The sequence below is a fragment of the Bradymonas sediminis genome (assembly GCF_003258315.1).
Lineage (GTDB): Bacteria > Myxococcota_A > Bradymonadia > Bradymonadales > Bradymonadaceae > Bradymonas > Bradymonas sediminis.
The window spans coordinates 3,738,505-3,755,839 of sequence record NZ_CP030032.1; the positions used below are offsets into that span (position 1 = coordinate 3,738,505).

Sequence of the window (17,335 nt, forward strand, 5' to 3'; positions counted from 1 at the left end):
GGTCAACTAAAATTTCGCATCGCGGCCGGACCACAATACTCGCCCTCGCCGCACATCAATCCTGCATAAATCCCCACTTGGGCCGCTTCCAGCTCTGGCGAAACGCCGCGACATCGCGCACCCGCGCCGGCCCGCCGGTCTCCTGGCCGTCGAGGAAATACACGAAGTCCAGGCTTCGGTCCGGGTTATCGTACTCGCGGTCAAATTGCTCGACGATGATGTTGACCGGCAGCGTGGTGCGCCCCATGACGTCGACCAGGTCGAAGTCGACGCCCTCGCGGGTCTGGGTGGGCTGCCAGGCGTGGTAGACCAGCTCGGTGCAGACGAGCTCCTGGTCGGTCAAAAAGTCGAAGTTGAAATCGTAGGGTTTTCCCCAATGCGAAAACGCCACCTCGATGGCGCGGGCGCGCGCCACCGTGCTCGCCCGCGGGCGCATCGCGGCGGCGTAGTCGGAGCCCAGCGCGTCCTGCAACGACGTAAAGATCACCCCCTCCGAGCGCGACTCGATCACCGCGCGCACCTCGCCCGCTGCGTCGGGCTCATTATACGCAGCCCAGGCGGCCGGGAAGCGCTCGCGCAGCGCGTCGATGAGGCCGTCATAGTCGGTGTTGTCGCGGTAATAGCGCGCGACCTGCTCGTCTTCGGCCAGGGCCTCAAGCTCCTCGGCGGTGCCCACGAAGAGCTCGGAGTGCGGCCAGAACCCCGGCAACCCGGCGTTGGATAGATACCAATTGCTCCGGGCCACCAGGATATCGCCGGGCTCCAGGTGCCGGCCCATCTCGCGGATTTGCTCCGGCGCGATAAGATGGCGGCTCTGGCGGGCCAGGCGCGTGTCGCCCATCCAGCGCGCCGCGCGGGTTTGGACCGGGAACCAGGCGTCAAAGCCCGTGTCGCGCACGATATCCCAGGCGTTATACCCAAAGGACAGCACGCCCCGCCGGGTCAGCAGCACCCGGGCCGCCTGGTGATTCTCCTCGATCTGCCCCATCACCTCCATGCACACCGCGTCCTCGAAACACCCCGCCTCTTCGAGCGGCCCGCGAAGCGTCTGAATATATTGATACCCCGCCCAATATTGCCCCACCGAGCGCATATGGATGATGTTGCGTTTGAGCCGCGCAAACGAGCCGCGCTCGATGCCCTGGGACGGCACCGCCTCATCGAGCATCGTCTCCAGCGCCTTATTGGGCACCGTCAACTCAACCCACTCCAGCCCGCGCCGATACTGCACCAGCCACGCCGCGTAGCTGAGCAGATAGGCGCGCGCATGCGTCGGCCCATGGATGCTGCGCGCGTCGAAGGCGACCTGCTGCCATTGGGATTTCAGGCCCTCGAGACCCTTGAGGTGGTCGAGCAGCGCCGCGTAGCTCTGGCGAAGGTGTTTTCGGTCCGCCGCGCGCACCTTCAGCGGCTCGCCGGGGGTGTGGCCGCTGGCGAGCATCTGGGGGTTCTGGCGGCCATACTCCAACAGATCGGCCAGCCCCGCGTCGGCGCGCGCGATCCGGCCGGCGTCCTCGTCAAAGGCGCTGAGGTCCTGGGTCGCGGCCTGGGCCAGGTGGCGATTATTGGGCCGCGGCGTACACGCCATGCGCAGGCCGAACGCAACCAGCAGGATCATCAACACCCCCAGGCGTTTGCGGTCCAGGAGCGAGCCGAATTTTAATTTATCCCTCAGAATGCCCATCAACTTCTCGTCGTGATTTAAGACCAACTGCTTTTAGCGGAACGCCGGTTTGTGATACATCTAAACCTGCTCAAACACGATGTAATACCCGGACTGAAATATGGCGACGATTATTTGTTCGAGTTGCGGCACACGCAACGTGCAGGGGAATCCTAATTGTCGGCGGTGCAGCGAGCCAATCGGCGCGCCGCCAAGCCCCGCGGCGCTGCGCCCACTGCCCGACCCAACCCTGGACGCCATGCCGACGATGGTCGCCGGGCGCTGGGCGGTCGGCGACCATCTGGCCGGCAGCGACAACCCCTATCTCTTTTTGGGGCGCGACGTCGGCAGCGACGAAACCGTGCTCATCAAAAAGCTCAGCCGCGAAGCCGCCATGGACCGCACCATGCGCGGGCGCTTCTCGCGCGAGGCCGAGATCCTCGGGTCGCTTGAGCACCCGGGCATCGCGAATCTTCTGGAAGTCGTCATCGACGACGATATGCCGGCCATGATTCTGGAGGCCCGCGGCCAGGCGACGCTTCGCCTTCTGCTCGACCGCCAGCGCCATTTACCCACGGGCATGGCCCTGGAATGCGTGCTGCAATTATTGGATATTTTCCAATACCTGCACTCCAAACGCATCACTCACCGCCAGCTAATGCCCAGTAAGATCCTCGTGGGGGTCTCGCCGACCACCGGATTCCCGGAGTTTAGCCTGGTCGACTTCGGCCTGGCCGACCGCGTCGCGGTGCTCACCCTGGACGAACTCGAGTTCGGCAGCGGCACCCTGATGGGCGTCAAGGCGACCGACTCGGTCAGCGCCACCGCGCCCCGCCTCTATCAGGCGCCCGAGCAATTGCGCGGCGAATCCAGCCAGCAAAGCGATATCTACTCCCTCGGGGTCATCTTTTTTGAGCTACTCACCGGCGAGCTTCCGCTGTCGGATAACCCCGACGACGACGCTGGCAGCGAGCGCAGCATCCTGCACGAAGACCCCACCGACGTGCGCCTGCTGCGCCCCGAGATCACCCCGGAGCTCGAGAGCATCATCCGCACCATGCTCTCCAAAGACCCGGTCTATCGCTTCAAGACGGTCCAGGAGCTGCGCGAGGTGCTGATGACCTCGCCGGAGGCCAAATCCCAAAATATGGTCCCCATCAAGAAGGGGTATTTCCTGCGCGGAAGCAGCGCCGATGACCTCAGCGCCCGCCCCGAGGAGACGCCGCAGACGCAGGTCTTTCTCGACGCCTACGCCATCGACCAGACCCCGGTCACGGCCGCCGACTATCAGCTCTACCTCAACGCCACCGGCACCAAAGCCGACCCGCAATGGCATAAATTCAATGACCCCAAAAACGCGCCCCTAAAGCCGGCCGTCTATATCACCTGGACCGAGGCCCAGGCCTACGCGACCTGGGCGGGCAAACGCCTGCCGACCGAGGCCGAGTGGGAGAAAGCCGCCCGCGGCGCCGACGGGCGAAAATACCCCTGGGGCGACGATGAACCCACCCGAAAGCGCGCCTGCTTCGACGGCCAATCCCCCTGCGAGGTCGGCGCGCACCCCTTCGGCAATAGCCCGCTGGGGGTGCACGAAATGGCGGGCAATGTCTTCGAATGGGTCCAAGATTGGTTCGACCCCGACTATTATAAAAACGCGCCAACCCATAACCCCAGCGGTCCCGCGCACGGCAGCAAAAAAGTGCTGCGCGGCGGGTCCTTCGCCCACGGCCTGGTCTCGCTGCGCTGCGCCGCCCGCGGGCGCTACGAGCCCGACGAGCGCCGCGCAAACCACGGCTTTCGCTGCGCCTGGTCCCTCGACCCCGATGGCCTTGATCCCCGCTAAAAATCTTCGGCCCCTAACTTTTTCATCGAGCAACTCAATGTCTCCGAACCGCACCTCGGGCGCCGATAACTCGGCGCCCTCCGCAGATACCTTCGTCGTCTTAAAATTCGGCGGCACCAGCGTCTCCACCCTCGAGCGCTGGCAGACCGTCGCCGAGATTCTGGAGGCCACGCTCGCCGAAAACAAACGCCCCTTCGTGGTTTGCTCGGCGCTCAGCGGCGTCTCGAACCAGCTCGAAGCGTTGGCCGCCCTGGCCCCAACCGGCGACTACGCCGAGCTTATCGACCAGATTAAAGCCCGCCACCGCGCCCTGGCCGACGCCATGGCCGTCGACGCCGACGCAGCGCTCGGCGAGTATTTCGAAGAGATGGATCGCATGGCGCTGGGCGCTTCGCTGACCCGCGAGGTCAGCCCCAAACTCCACGCCCGCATCATGGCGCTCGGCGAGCTGATGTCGACGCGCCTGGGCGTGGCATATTTGCAGAGTCGTGGGGCGTCGATCACCTGGCGCGACGCCCGCACGATGCTCGTGGCCAGCGACGAGCCGCATATCAATATGCACCGCCACTATTTATCGGCCGCCTGCACATGCACGCCCGACCCCGCGCTGCGCCAAGACCTCGCCAATGAACCCGCAAAAATCGTTTTAACTCAAGGGTTTATCGCACGCGACGCACAGGACGACACCGTCCTTTTGGGGCGCGGAGGCTCCGACACCTCGGCCGCGTATTTCGCCGCAAAGCTCGGCGCCGAGCGCCTCGAGATCTGGACCGACGTCCCGGGCATGTTCACCTCAAACCCGCGCGATATCGCCTCGGCCCGCCTGCTCTACGAGCTCGACTATGACGAGGCCCAGGAGCTCGCCACCATGGGCGGAAAGGTCCTGCACCCGCGCTGCATCGCGCCGGTGCGCGAGCAGCAAATCCCGCTGCATATCCGCTGCACGCTGCGCCCCGAGCTCGAGGGCACGCGCATCTCGTCGGACACCCAGGACTTCGGCGCCCAGGTTAAATCGATCTCGCAGAAGCGCGGCGTCACGCTTATCTCGATGGACACGCTGGGAATGTGGCAGCAGGTCGGCTTTATGGCCGACGCCTTCGCCGTCTTTAAAAGTCACGGGTTCTCCATCGACCTGGTCGCGACCTCCCAGACCAACGTCACCGTCTCGCTCGACCCGATGGCCAACGCCCTGGAGGCGCAGAGCATCGAGCGGCTCCTGGCCGATCTCAACCAGGTCTGCGTGGCCCGCCAGATCGGCCCCTGCGCGGTGGTCAGCCTGGTCGGGCGAAATATCCGCTCGATCCTCGACGAGCTCGGGCCGGCCTTTGAGGTCTTCGACGAGCAGTCGATTTATCTGCTCTCACAGGCGGCGAGCGACCTTAACCTCACGGTGGTGGTCGACGAAGACCAGGCCGAGCGCCTGGTGCGAAATCTGCACGCGCATCTTTTCAACCGCCGCCTCTCCGACGCGCTCTTCGGCCCGACCTGGAACGAACTTTTTGCCGAAGAGCCCGAAGAAGCCAGCGCCTTCCCCATCTGGTGGCGCACCCGCCGCGCCGAACTCCTCGCCCTGGCCGACGACGCCCCGGCCTACGTGTATAGCGCCGAAAGCCTGGAGCAATCGGTGGCGGCGATTCAATCGCTCGACGCGGTCGACCGGATCTTCTACGCGATGAAGGCAAACCCCCACCCCGATATTTTGCGGCTCTTCGAAAAAGCCGGCCTGGGCTTTGAGTGTGTGTCTCCCGGCGAGGTCGAGCGGGTGCGCGAACTCTTCCCGAAGATCGACGCGGCGCGCATCCTCTATACGCCCAACTTCGCCCCGCGCGCAGACTACGACTTCGGCTTTGCCCAGGCGGGCTATCTCACCCTCGACAATCTCTATCCGCTCGAGGCCTGGCCCGAGCTTTTTCGCGGGCGCGAGATCATCGTGCGCATCGATCCGGGCCGCGGCCGCGGGCACCACAAACATGTGCGCACGGCCGGGCCGCAGTCGAAATTCGGCGTGAGCCCCGACGAGATCGACCGCCTCATCGCGGCCGCCGACGCCGTCGACTGCACGGTCGTCGGGCTTCATACCCATGTCGGCAGCGGCATTCGAACGCCGGATACCTGGGCCGAAAACGCCCTCTTTTTGGCCTCCCTACGCGCCCATTTCCCCAAATTGCGCCTCCTCAATCTTGGCGGCGGCCTCGGCGTCCCCGAGCAAGCCGGCCAGGCGCCGCTGGACGTCGCGGCGGTCGGCGCCCTGCTCGGCCAGGTCAAAGCGGTGCATCCGGATCTGGAGCTCTGGCTGGAGCCCGGCCGCTTTATGGTCGCCCAGGCCGGCGTCCTTTTGGCGCGCGTCACCCAGACCAAACAAAAGGGCGACATCCAATATATCGGCATCGAGACCGGCATGAACTCGCTGATTCGCCCGGCCCTCTATGGCGCGCATCACGAGATTCTTAACCTCACGCGCCTCAACGAGCCGGCGGTGCAGACCGCCGAGGTGGTCGGGCCGATCTGCGAAACCGGCGATGTGCTCGGCCACGCCCGTCGCCTGCCGAAGACCGTGGAGGGCGACCTCATCCTCATCAACACGGTCGGCGCTTATGGCCACGCGATGAGCTCAAATTATAATTTACGGGCGCCCGCGCGCGAAATTTTCATGCAATAATTCCCGGCGTATCCATACCCGTGCTTGACCGTCAGAATCCCGGTGCCTTAATGTGCGCCGACAGTGAGCATTGACCAAAACATCCTTGTGATTAGGGGCGGCACCGACCAGCGAGAAGCCCGGGAAAGCCGGCCCTCTCAGGCGCGCGCCCCAGACATAGACTTCACCCTCCTCCACCAGTGATCGAAGCCGCCGTTATGAATATCAAACATCGTCTTACTATCCTGCATTTTCTCCAATTCTTTATCTGGGGTGCCTGGCTGATCTCGGCGGGCGGTTATATGTTCGTCACCCTCGGATTTGAGGGCGTTCAGATCGGCGCGGTCTACGCGGCGATGGGCATCACCTCGCTCTTTATGCCCGGGCTCACCGGCATCATCGCCGACCGCTGGGTCAACGCGGAGCGAGTCCTGGGCGCCTGCCATCTTATCGGCGCGGCCGCGCTGGTCGGGGCCTCGATGGTCACCGAATACTCGATCTTCTACACGCTGATGTTCATCCACCTGATGGCGTTTATGCCCACCATCGCGCTGAGCAACGCGGTCTCCTATAGCTTGCTCGAAAAGGCAGGCCTCGACGTGACCGAGGCGTTCCCGCCGATTCGCGTGTGGGGCACCGTCGGCTTTATCCTGGCGATGTGGTCGGTGGACTTCATGGGCTGGACCAAGAGCCCGAACCAATTCCTGATCGCGGCGGGCGCGGCGGCTCTATTGGGCCTGTACTCCTTCCTCTTGCCCCAGACCAAACCGGTTGGCGTCGACGCCAGCAAGGGCTGGGTCACGGCGATGGGCCTGGACGCCTTCGTGCTCTTTAAAGAGAAGCGCATGGCGGTCTTCTTCATCTTCTCGATGCTCTTGGGCGCCGCCCTGCAGATCACCAACGCCTTCGGCGGCCCGTTCCTCGACAGCTTCAGCACGGTCTACCCGGACTCCTTCGGCGTCCAGCACCCGAACCTCTTGCTGTCCATCTCGCAGATCTCGGAGACCCTCTTCATCCTGACCATCCCCTTCTTCCTAAAACGCTTCGGCATCAAGAAGATCATGGTCATGAGCATGCTCGCCTGGGTCGCGCGCTTCGCCCTGTTCGGCATCGGCGACCCCGCCGGCGGCCTGGTCTTCCTCATCCTGTCGATGGTCGTCTACGGCATGGCGTTCGACTTCTTCAATATCTCCGGCTCCATCTTCATCGAGCAGGAAGCCGACCCCAAGATGCGCGCCAGCGCCCAGGGTCTGTTCATGATCATGACCAACGGCTTCGGCGCGCTCATCGGCGGCGTCGCCAGTGGTTGGGTCGTCGACCTCTACACCACCGACGGCGTCAGCGACTGGTCAACCATCTGGTTCGTCTTCGCCGGCTACGCCCTGCTCCTGGCCATCGTCTTCCCGTTTGTGTTCCATTATAAGCATAAGCCTGAGGAGTTGGCCGACGTCGCCCACTGATGATGTTTCATGGAAACCCCGGCGCATGTCGGGGTTTTTCGTGTGCATAATTATCGGGTGATGAACGCTACCCGGGGGCTATCCGCGGGCTACTAGCTTGATGGCGGTTTGTGCGGTTCGGGGCGTGCGCCGATGGATGTTTGTGATGATCCGCGACGCTATCCGCGGGCTACTAGCTTGATGGCGGTTTGTGCGGTTCGGGGCGTGCGCCGATGGATGTTTGTGATGATCCGCGACGCTATCCGCGGGCTACTAGCTTGATGGCGGTTTGTGCGGTTCTCGACGAGTTTTGATTTGCGTAGGTTTTCGCGCTTTCGTGGATTCACCCCCGGCTACAAAGGTGTGGCTACGCTTCGCTTCGCCACACGTCGCTTCGCTCATTAACGGCATCGAAATGGAAGCCGTTATTGGGCGGAGGCGTAGCCGGAGCGTCGTCCCGCGTAGCGGGACCTCTGCAGCCGGGGGGGGAGTCTCCCAAAAAGCAATCGCTACTAATAAATCATAGACACATCGAAAATCCCGCACCCATCGCAAACCGAGGCCCCCCGGATGGCGCCACGAATCATCCAAAACACATGCCCCGGATGGCGCCACGAAGCACCCAAAACACACGCCCCGGATGACGCCACCAAACACCCAAAACACACCCACCATTCACCCATGAAAACCCTCTACGCCGCCCGCTATCTCCTCGACGACTCCCAACCGACCGCCGCCTGGATCGAAAACGGCCACCTCGCCGTCGATGACGCGAAAATCCTCGGCGTTTTTGGCCCCGAAGCGCCTCAACAACCCGAGTTCAATGATTTTACGCGTGTCGACCTGGGCAATGTAGCGGTGGTGCCGGGGCTTGTGAACGCGCATAGCCATGCGTTTCAGCGCGGGATTCGCGGGAAGACCGAGTATCTGGTGCCCGGGCGCGAGGCCGAGGATTTTTGGACCTGGCGCCAGGCGATGTACGCGGCGGCGCTGGGGTACGAGGCTGACAAGGTGCAGCAGGTATCAAAGCTCGCGTTTATGGAGATGGCCTTGAGCGGCATCTCCACCGTGGGCGAGTTTCATTATCTGCATCACCAACCCGATGGGCAGCCTTACGCCGACCCCAACGAGCTCGCCAATCGCGTGATCGCCGCGGCCAAAGAAGTCGGCATTCGCATCGCGCTGCTGCGCGTGGGCTACAATCGCGCGGGCTTTGGCCGCGCGGCCGAAGACGAGCAGCGCCGCTTCGTCGAAGACGACGTCGACACCTACCTGGCGCGGCTCGGCGACCTGCGAACCCGCTGGCAGGACGACCCGCTGGTGACCGTGGGGCTCGCGCCGCATAGCATCCGCGCGGTGCCCGAAAATTGGCTGCGCGCCATGGGCGAATATGCCGCCGCCGAGGACCTCGCGCTCCACATCCATGCCTGCGAGCAGCGCCGTGAGATCGACGAAAGCCTCGCCGAATACGGCCGCGCGCCCATCGCCGCACTGGCCGAAATGGGCCTGCTCAGCGAGCGCCTGAGCATCGTGCATGGCACCCACCTGGCCGACGCCGAATACGATCTTCTGGCCGACGCGCGCCCCAGCATCGTGGCGTGTCCGACGACCGAGCGAAACCTCGGAGACGGATTCTTACCCGCTAAAAAGCTCGTCGAGCGCGGCGTGCCGATCTGCCTGGGCAGCGATAGCCACACCAATATCGACCTGTGGGAAGAGATGCGCCTGGTCGAATATCACGAGCGGCTGCGCTACGAAAAACGCAACGTCCTCGCCTCGGCCAAGACGCCCCGCACGGCGGACGTCCTATGGCCGATGGGCGCCCAAAACGGCGCGCGCGCCCTGCGCATCCCGGCGGGAACATTCGCCCCCGGCAACCACGCGGACTTCGTCGCGGTCGACCTCGAGCATATCACCCTGCTCGGGTCGGACGCCGACAGCCTGCTCCCCAATATGATTTTGTCGATGACGCCCGGCGCGGTGCGCGACGTCTTTGTGGGCGGCGAGAAGATCGTGGAAGGCGGACGCCTTACTCGCCTTCCTTCTCGCGGAAAAACAATTTAATTCGCGAGCCCTTGCGCACACGCACGACCTTGCGCTCCGAGTCATTGCCGCTGTCAAAGCGCACCGCCACCTCGTGGCGTCCCGGCTCGACCTCGACCGTGCCCGGCGAGGCTTCGCCGCTGTCTTTGCCGTCCACCAAGATTTTCCCGCCGGGCTTTGAATATACCGTCACGCGGCCCATCTCGTTGTTGCCCTCGTCGGCCTTCGGGGGCGGCGTGGGCGCGGCCGTCGGGCGCGGCGCGGCGGCCACCGCTTTGGTGCCGTTAAAGCCGGTCAGATCCACCATCAAATAGCGGGTCTCATAGGCCTTCAAATAGATGCTATAGGTCTTGAGATTCCCGTCGAAGGAAACCTCCACGCGGTAGGGGCCGCCGGCCGGCAGCACCATGCCCGGCTCCTCCGACTCCCCGGCGTACTCGGGGTACGCCAGGCCGTTGACCGTGACCTTGGCCTTGCCGAAATTCGCCACGACCACCAGCACGGCCGGGTCGTATTTCTTCACGCGCTGCTGGTTCGTCCCGCGTCGGCCCTGCGACTGCGCGGCGACCGGCGTCCCCATCAGGAGTACGCTGGCGCTCAATAAAAATAATCCAATTATCCGCGTCATTTTCATAATCTCGTCCTTAGCATCCCCGACACGCCCAAACAACATCCGCGGCGCGCGGCGTTCAATCATAGCATCATAGGACGCCCGGATTATTCCTTGCAACATATGGCGCATCCAGCCACTTCGATACCGCCTCCGCTCTGTGATTTCAACATGACGCGCCCTCCTAAACCAACGCGGGCACCACGACCTTCGAGCGATTTGGCAGCTCGCGCGTCACGACGATCTGGTGGGCAATCTTATCTTTGAGCGCCTCGACGTGGCTGATGACCACCACCGTTCGCCCAATACTCGCGTGCAGATGTTGCAAGGTCTCCATCGCCTGCTGCAGGGATTCGCGGTCCAGCGTGCCGAAACCCTCGTCCAAAAAGAGCGTCTCCATCGGCACCCGAATCCGCTGCTGGTCGGCCAGCGCCAGCGCGAGCGCCAGCGAGACCAAAAACGTCTCGCCGCCCGACAGGCTGCTCAACGAACGACGCTGGTCGGCGTTCTCCTTATCAATAATCTCGAAATCAAGCGTCGGCAGATTCCCCTTTCCAAGCTGCGTGTCGAGCACATAGCGCGGTCGCAACCGCTGCAAATGCAGATTGGCGCGCGCGACAATCCGGCCCAGGTGCAAGGCCTGGGCAAATTCCTTAAATTTGTCGCCAGTCGACGTACCGATCAGCTCATTGAGCTCCTTCCAACCGTCATAGCGCAACTTCTGAGCATCGCGCTGCTCTCGATATTTGCCCAACTCAGCCAATTGCTTCGCGATGCCCTCCACGATCACATCCAAGCGGCCGACGGCGGTATTTTTGTCGCGCACCGCCTCCTTTAGCTGCTGGTGGACCTGCTCCAAAACCTCGACCGAATAGAGCGATGCCTCAAAATCCTCGGGGCATTTGGCCTGGTGCGCCTCTTGCTCGCTGGCGACGCGTTCGACGTCCCTCTGGGCGTCACGCAGCCGACGCCGAATCCCGTCATATAGCTCCTTGAGCGCCCGGTACTCCTCATCGGCGAGCAGCGCGTCCTGGACCGCGTCGATCGTGGAGAGGGCCGGATTATTCGCCGCAATTTCCTCAATAATTTCATCGAGTTCGGACTGCGTCTCGCCCAACTTCTCGGCGATCGCCTTGAGCGCATCTTGGGTATTTGCGTGCGCGCTCTGCGCATTCTCGACCGCGATCGCGACCTGCTGGCGAGCCTCAGCCCGCCGGGCGTGAAGCGCCCGCGCGGCTTTGATCATGTCTTCATGAAACGCCTCAACCTCGGCGGGCTTTTTGCCATCAAAGGGCGCGAGGTGTTCGGCGAGGGCCTTGTCGGCGGCCTCGAGCTTGAGGCGATATGCCTGCAGTTCGGCCTGCCTTTCCTTAAGCTGCTCCTGGGCGTTTTTAAGGTCGCCCTGATATTGATGCAGGCTCTTTTCAGCCTCGCGGGTCTCTTCTTTGACGCGCTCAAGCGCCGCCTGATTTTTATCCCAGGCGTCGCGCCGGGCGGTGGCCGTCTCAAAACCGGCGTCGAAAAGATAGCGCCCCTCGGCATCCTGCCCGATATCGACGCCAATCTGCGCGAATAACTCGCAGCAATTTTGGCGAAGCGTTTCGGTCTGAGCTTCGGTGCTTTGGATCGCGTCGACGACCGACGCGAGGCGCTCGCGCGCCAACTCCAGCTCCTTCTGCGCGTCGCGTTGCTCCTGCTCAAAGCCCTTCAGCGTCTTGTCGAGCGCGTCGAAGGATAGCTTCGCGGCCGCGAGGTCATTCTCCGCGTCGTCGAGCTTGTCTTTCTTCGCCTCTAATTGCTCGCGCTTTAGCCGCAGCGCGCTCATGAGGGCCTCATATTCGCTCTCGAATTGCGCGAATTCCAGGTGCGAGATCCGCGGCTCCAGCCCCGCGTCAGCCTCGATTTGCGCGATCACCGCGTCGAGCTTTGTGATCTCCTCGACCGTCATATTCAGGCGGGTCTGCGCCTCGGTGACGCTCGGCACAAGCGTGTCTTTTCTCTCTTTCAGCGATTTTTCTTGTTTGGCGAGCGCTTCGCCGCGCTCGACGAGGCTCGCGCGCGCCGCGTTGAGGCGCGCCTGTTCGGCCAGATCGGCCGACTCCTGCTCGCTCGCCCAATCTTCGCCATGGCCCGATTTTTTGGGGTGTTCAAGGCTCCCGCAGACCGGGCAATCCTGGCCATGCTCAAGATTTTGGCGCAGCTCGTTGGCCAATAGGCTGCGGCCAATCGCGGTCAGCGCGGCGGCGTTCTCGGCGAGCTCTTCGTCATTCTCGGCGCGCTGGGCGCCGAGCGTTGCAAGTTCAGCATCTATCCCAGAAATGCCTTTCATTTCGGACTGATAGAAGTCCTCGAAGGAATCACGCATCGTCCTTTTCTTGCGCCGCTCATCCACCTTATCGAGCAGCGCCTCGAGCGCGACTTGGCGTTTCTCCAGGCGGCGGTCTTCGGCCAGAATCTCATCGCGGCGCATGCGCGCGTCATCGGCGTCGCCGAGCAGATTCTCGAGCACTTGATGCGCGTCGTCTACCGCCTTCCGAAGAGGCTCCGCCTTCGATTTTTGGGCGGCAACCTTGGCATCGAGCGACTCCAACGCCGCGGACTTCGTCTCGACCAATCCGCGAAACTCATCCTGCTTTTGGCGCTCGCTGGCGGCCTGCGCGCGCTTGTCATTCAGCCGGTCATAACCGGCCTGAAGGTGCGGCAATTTCTCGGCGATAATCGCGTGCTCGGCGGTCTTCTCGATCTCGTCGGCGAGCTGCTTTTGCTTTTGCTGAGCGCCCTCAAAGGCTTGTGTGGCCTGGTCGAAGAGCGCTTTAACCTCGACGCGTTTGGCCTCACATGCCTGCACTTTCTCGGCCGCCCGCTCGACATCGGCCTTCGCGGTTTCCTGGGCCGTCTGCGCATTTTTGGCCGCCGCCAGCTTCGGCTTTTGTGCCTCAAACGCGGCCTCGGCGGCCTGAAGATTCTGCTGGGCCGTGGCCTCGGCCGCCTGGGCCGCCTCAAGCTCAACTTTGCTGTTCTGAACCGCCTCTAAAAGCGTCGGCAGCTTGGCTTGATTGAGCGATTGCTCCTTATTGAGGCGCGCCAACTCAAGAATCGCGTCGCGCGCCGGGCTGGCCTGGTCGTGCAATTCAACCCGCGCCATCTCGTCGGCGCGCGCCTCACGCTCCGCCTCGGCGACCTTCAGCGCCTCGCCAGCGCGCTCAGCAGCGGCGTTAAGCGCCGCGTCGGCCTTCAACCAATCGAGGCGCTCAAGCGCCGTATTCTGACAGCGCTCCAGCCGGCGCGCGTCGTCTTGAGCTTGCGACAGCCTGGCGCGTTCAGTCGCCAGCACGTCCTCGGAGACGTCTTCGACGCCCTCAATTTTACTCTCCAACTCCTTAAATAACGCGTGCTCTTCTTTCATGCGCTCGTAGGCCAACACGCCGACCTTTTGGTAGGCGGAGGTGTCGGTGATGCGGTCCAGGATCGCGATCTTCTCTTTTTTGTCGGCGCTCAGCAGCGCGGCGAAGTCCCCCTGAGCGAGCATCACGCTGCGCAGAAAATGGTCGAGGGCCATGCCGTCGAGGACATCGTCAAACGCGGGCTGAAACTCCTTTTCCTTATCGGAGGAGGTCAGCGGCTTGTCGGTCCAACGGCCATCGGCCCGGCGTTTTTCCAGGACCCGCTTAGGCGTCTTCGGGGTGCCGTCCGGCTCCTGATTCGCCCGCTCGAATAGCCAACTGGCCCGATAATACGTGCGCACGCCCTGATGGGCGTCGAAGAGGCTAAATTCGACCACTGACTTTGATTGCCAGGTTCCCACCGAATTGACCCGACTTGCGATGCCAGACGACCCGCCAATCCCACGCCCCGTCGGTTGGCGCGGCGTTGCCCCGAAAAGCGCCAGGCAAATCGCGTCCAGGATGGTGGTCTTGCCCGAGCCGGTCGGGCCCATGATTAAGAAGAGGGGCACCCCGTCGAAATCCCGGTCGATATCGATCTCATTGGGGCCATAAAGCGAGTTGATATTTTCAATTTGAATGCGATGAAATTTCATTGTTCCCCCTGCGTGGATTCGTCGGAGTCCAGGAATAGCTGATGGACCTCGCTAAACTTCTCGAGCAGCCTGGGCGGTGGGGGTTGATCCGTGCCGTTTTTTTGCTGATAGAGCGCCGCGAATACATCCGACATCGTCAATTCTTCGATGGGCGCAAGCGTCGGCATCGGCTCACCGCCGTCGGCCTGAAGCTCTGCGCGCGTCGCGAAGCGCTGCGTAATCTCCGCGATAATCGGCACCCTTCCAGATGGATGATTCTCTTTGAGGATCTTCTGGAAATGGTCGAGATGACTCACGCCCACGATATCGCTTTGCTCAAGCAAGACCGTCAAAAAGACCGCCGCGGGCGCGTCCGCCTCGGCCTTTAGCCCCCTGAGCGCTTCGCTGAGTTCGCTGCGATTTCCCTCCAATTTAAAGACCTCGCGCCAGCAGGGCACGCTGATGGGCTGAATATCGAGCGGGTTCGCCGGGTCTTCGGCGTCGAACTCCACCAGGATCACCTGGCGGCTCGGCGCGCGCTCGTCGACGCTGGTGGCGATCGGCGTGCCGCTATAGCGGATGTGGCGCGCCCCGACGGGAAAGGGTCGGTGGATATGGCCGAGCGCGATATAGCGAAAGCGCGGGTCAAAGATCTTCGGCCCCATCGCCTCGATGGTCCCAACGGTGCGCAGATACTCGGGCGCCTGGGCGTCGGCGACCTCCTGAGCAAGCTGCGCGGCATCGCGCACCTGCGTGCGGTGAATCGCGCTGTGAAAGTCACCCTTTTGCGCGTCTTTTTTCGCGTTCTCGTAGACCGTCATATGCCCGGTCGCGATAAGCTGCGCCCCCGGCCAGCGGGCCTCGGCCTCGCCGGCCAGGTCGCTATAGAGCTTTTGGAAGGCCGCGGTATATTGCGCGCGCAACTCCGTCTGCCCACCGTCCCCCATTCGCACGCCCAGGTGCTTCTCCTGCACATAGGGCACCGCCGCGACCACCAACTCCACCTCGCCGCTGGCACCGGTAATCGGCACCAGACATTGGTCGGCCCATTGGGTCTCGTCGTACGCAAGCGCGCCGACAACGTGCATATCAAAGAGTTGGAGCAATTCGCGCGGCGCCTCCAGCCCGGAAGCGGAGTCGTGGTTTCCGCCCACGACCACCACCGAGCGCAGCGTCTCGATCGCGGTGCAATCGCGCAGGAACTCGAAATACAGCTTGCGCGCGGCGTTGGAGGGGTTCGAATAGTGGAAGATATCGCCGGCGATCACGAGCACGTCGATCTCGCGCTCGGTGAGCGTGTCGACCAACCATTTCAGAAAACGCTCTTGCTCGGGTTGGCAATCAATTTGATTGAGCGAGACGCCAAGATGCCAGTCGGAGGTATGTAAAAAACGCACTCGTTCTCTCCAGATTTCCCACAAAATATTATTAAAAATTCGCGATGAGATATCGCTCAGCGGAGAGAAGCATAGGGGCAAGCGTGGGTTAATCGCAACGCGCTTTCTGGTAAATCGCGTACATCAGCTCGTAAATGATCGTATCGTCGGGGATGAGGCCAAACGCGGCCTCCGCCTGCTGGCGGTACGTGTCGATCAATTCGCGCAGGGGTTTTTGATAGTCTTCGTCGATGGTCCAGAACACCGCGGTCAGCCGGGAGACTTCGCCGCGGGGTTGCTGGGTATAGGCGGCGACGCGGTCGAGGTCCTGGCCGCGGCCGCGGCGGTCCAGCTCGGCGATCATCTCGGCGACCTGCGCTTGAAAGGCGAGGGTCAAGGGATGCGCGTGGTGCGCCCACTCAATGGCTTCGTTTGCTGAATCTGTCACCGTCGCTCCCTCGCAAAACCCCAAAAAAAGGGCCATATTCGCATGAATATGGCCCTGAGTGCATCTTATATCTTATTCTGCGTCTTCTTCGGCCCGGGCCGCTCGATTCGCCAAGGCGGCCTTGCTCGGCCACATCAAACTCGCCAGCACCGACCCGCCGATCATCAAGATGATCACGCCGATCGACACCGCCGGAGAAATCGGCAATTGCTCGTGAAAACCGATCTTGATCGCCGCAAAGAAGAGCACCAACGCCAGACCGTAGTGCAGGTACTCAAGGTCGTCGAGCACGTGGCTCATCGCGATATAGAGCGAGCGCAGACCAAGGATAGCGAAGGCGTTAGACGCATAGACCAGGTAGGGGTCATCACTGACCGACAGCGCCGCGGGCACCGAGTCGATGGCGAAGAGAACGTCGGTCAGCTCAATCGCGATCAGCGCCACAAATAGCGGCGTGGCGACCCATTTCCCGGCCACCTTGGCGAAGAAGTCGTGGCCGTGGAGCTTATCCGTAATCGGGATATGGTTCGACAACCAGGCGACGAGCTTGCTGTCCTCGTGCTCGGCGTTCGGGTCCTCGAAGAACGCCTTAATCGCGCCCAGGGCGAGGATACCGGCGAGCACATAGGTCATCCAGGACCACTGCTGCAAGGCGGCGACGCCCAGCCAGATAAAGAGTCCACGGAAGATAAGCGCCCCGAAAATCCCCCAGGACAACACCCGTCGCTGGTTTTCTTTGGGGATCTTCAGGCTTCCGAAGATCAATAGGAATACGAAGAGGTTATCGACGCTCAACGCCTTCTCGATAAGATACGCGGCGATATATTCCTGCGCCTTAATGCCACCGTGTTCCCACCAGACATAGCCGGAGAACGCCAGGCCGACGCCGATCCAGACAATACTCCAGGCGATCGCGTTTTTTCGCGTCTCGTGCTTGTCGTCGCGATGGGAGAATAGGTCGATAAAAAGCAAAATCGACAGCACCACCACAAACACAACCCAGTGGCGGATATCGGGATTCGTCACGTATTCTAAAAAGTTGTCCATCTACTCTCGTCCCTTCTTACTCGAAATAATTGAGTGCGGCTTCGAGCCCCGGTCGGGCTCAATCTCTACAGGCTTTCGTCAACAGAGCGCTCGAATCACACCTAAAATTCAATATCATCCTGCGCAGCTACTCCAACTACTAGCGCCGCCCTAAAATTGCAAAGAAATGCGTTTTATTTCCTCAAATAATTCGCCAGTTTCTGCTGGCGA

10 protein-coding genes are annotated in these 17,335 nt (G+C 62.2%); 4 read left to right on the plus strand and 6 right to left on the minus strand.

Annotation, left to right across the window (positions count from 1 at the left end; all coding sequences use genetic code 11):
- Positions 1 to 55 precede the first annotated feature (55 nt).
- Entirely contained in the window at positions 56 to 1,684 is a 1,629-nt protein-coding gene (locus DN745_RS14080) for a YiiX/YebB-like N1pC/P60 family cysteine hydrolase (RefSeq protein ID WP_111335821.1), read from the minus strand.
- Between the two features lie 100 nt (positions 1,685 to 1,784).
- On the opposite strand from DN745_RS14080, the gene DN745_RS19590 reads away from it, so the two are divergent.
- The 4 genes from DN745_RS19590 to DN745_RS14100 all read left to right on the plus strand — a co-directional run bounded on the left by DN745_RS19590 (position 1,785) and on the right by DN745_RS14100 (position 9,647).
- A complete protein-coding gene (locus DN745_RS19590) occupies positions 1,785 to 3,506 on the plus strand; it encodes a bifunctional serine/threonine-protein kinase/formylglycine-generating enzyme family protein (RefSeq protein WP_111335823.1) in 1,722 nt (573 codons plus the stop codon).
- A gap of 37 nt (positions 3,507 to 3,543) precedes the next feature.
- Entirely contained in the window at positions 3,544 to 6,165 is a 2,622-nt protein-coding gene (locus DN745_RS14090; protein ID WP_111335825.1) for a bifunctional aspartate kinase/diaminopimelate decarboxylase, read from the plus strand.
- A 197-nt stretch (positions 6,166 to 6,362) separates the two neighbouring features.
- Entirely contained in the window at positions 6,363 to 7,604 is a 1,242-nt protein-coding gene (locus DN745_RS14095; protein WP_111337703.1) for a nucleoside permease, read from the plus strand.
- A gap of 549 nt (positions 7,605 to 8,153) precedes the next feature.
- Positions 8,154 to 9,647 (plus strand): formimidoylglutamate deiminase, encoded by a 1,494-nt coding sequence (locus DN745_RS14100; protein ID WP_111335826.1) that lies wholly within the window; start codon positions 8,154 to 8,156, stop codon positions 9,645 to 9,647.
- Here the strand turns inward: DN745_RS14100 and DN745_RS14105 are convergent.
- The 5 genes from DN745_RS14105 to DN745_RS14125 form a co-directional block, all read right to left on the minus strand.
- Positions 9,613 to 10,254: a PEGA domain-containing protein gene (locus DN745_RS14105; protein WP_162687684.1), complete on the minus strand. Its 642-nt coding sequence runs from the start codon at positions 10,252 to 10,254 to the stop codon at positions 9,613 to 9,615. The genes DN745_RS14100 and DN745_RS14105 overlap by 35 nt on opposite strands.
- A 166-nt stretch (positions 10,255 to 10,420) precedes the next feature.
- Positions 10,421 to 14,275, minus strand: coding sequence for an AAA family ATPase (locus DN745_RS14110; RefSeq protein ID WP_111335830.1), 3,855 nt, complete (start codon positions 14,273 to 14,275; stop codon positions 10,421 to 10,423).
- Positions 14,272 to 15,651 (minus strand): metallophosphoesterase family protein, encoded by a 1,380-nt coding sequence (locus DN745_RS14115; RefSeq protein ID WP_162687685.1) that lies wholly within the window; start codon positions 15,649 to 15,651, stop codon positions 14,272 to 14,274. The genes DN745_RS14110 and DN745_RS14115 overlap by 4 nt, the downstream gene beginning before the upstream one ends.
- Before the next feature lie 88 nt (positions 15,652 to 15,739).
- Positions 15,740 to 16,078 carry a hypothetical protein gene (locus DN745_RS14120; protein ID WP_133622034.1) on the minus strand — a complete coding sequence of 113 codons (339 nt, stop codon included), beginning with the start codon at positions 16,076 to 16,078 and terminating at the stop codon, positions 15,740 to 15,742.
- A gap of 72 nt (positions 16,079 to 16,150) precedes the next feature.
- Entirely contained in the window at positions 16,151 to 17,125 is a 975-nt protein-coding gene (locus DN745_RS14125) for a TerC/Alx family metal homeostasis membrane protein (protein WP_111335834.1), read from the minus strand.
- Positions 17,126 to 17,335 lie beyond the last annotated feature (210 nt).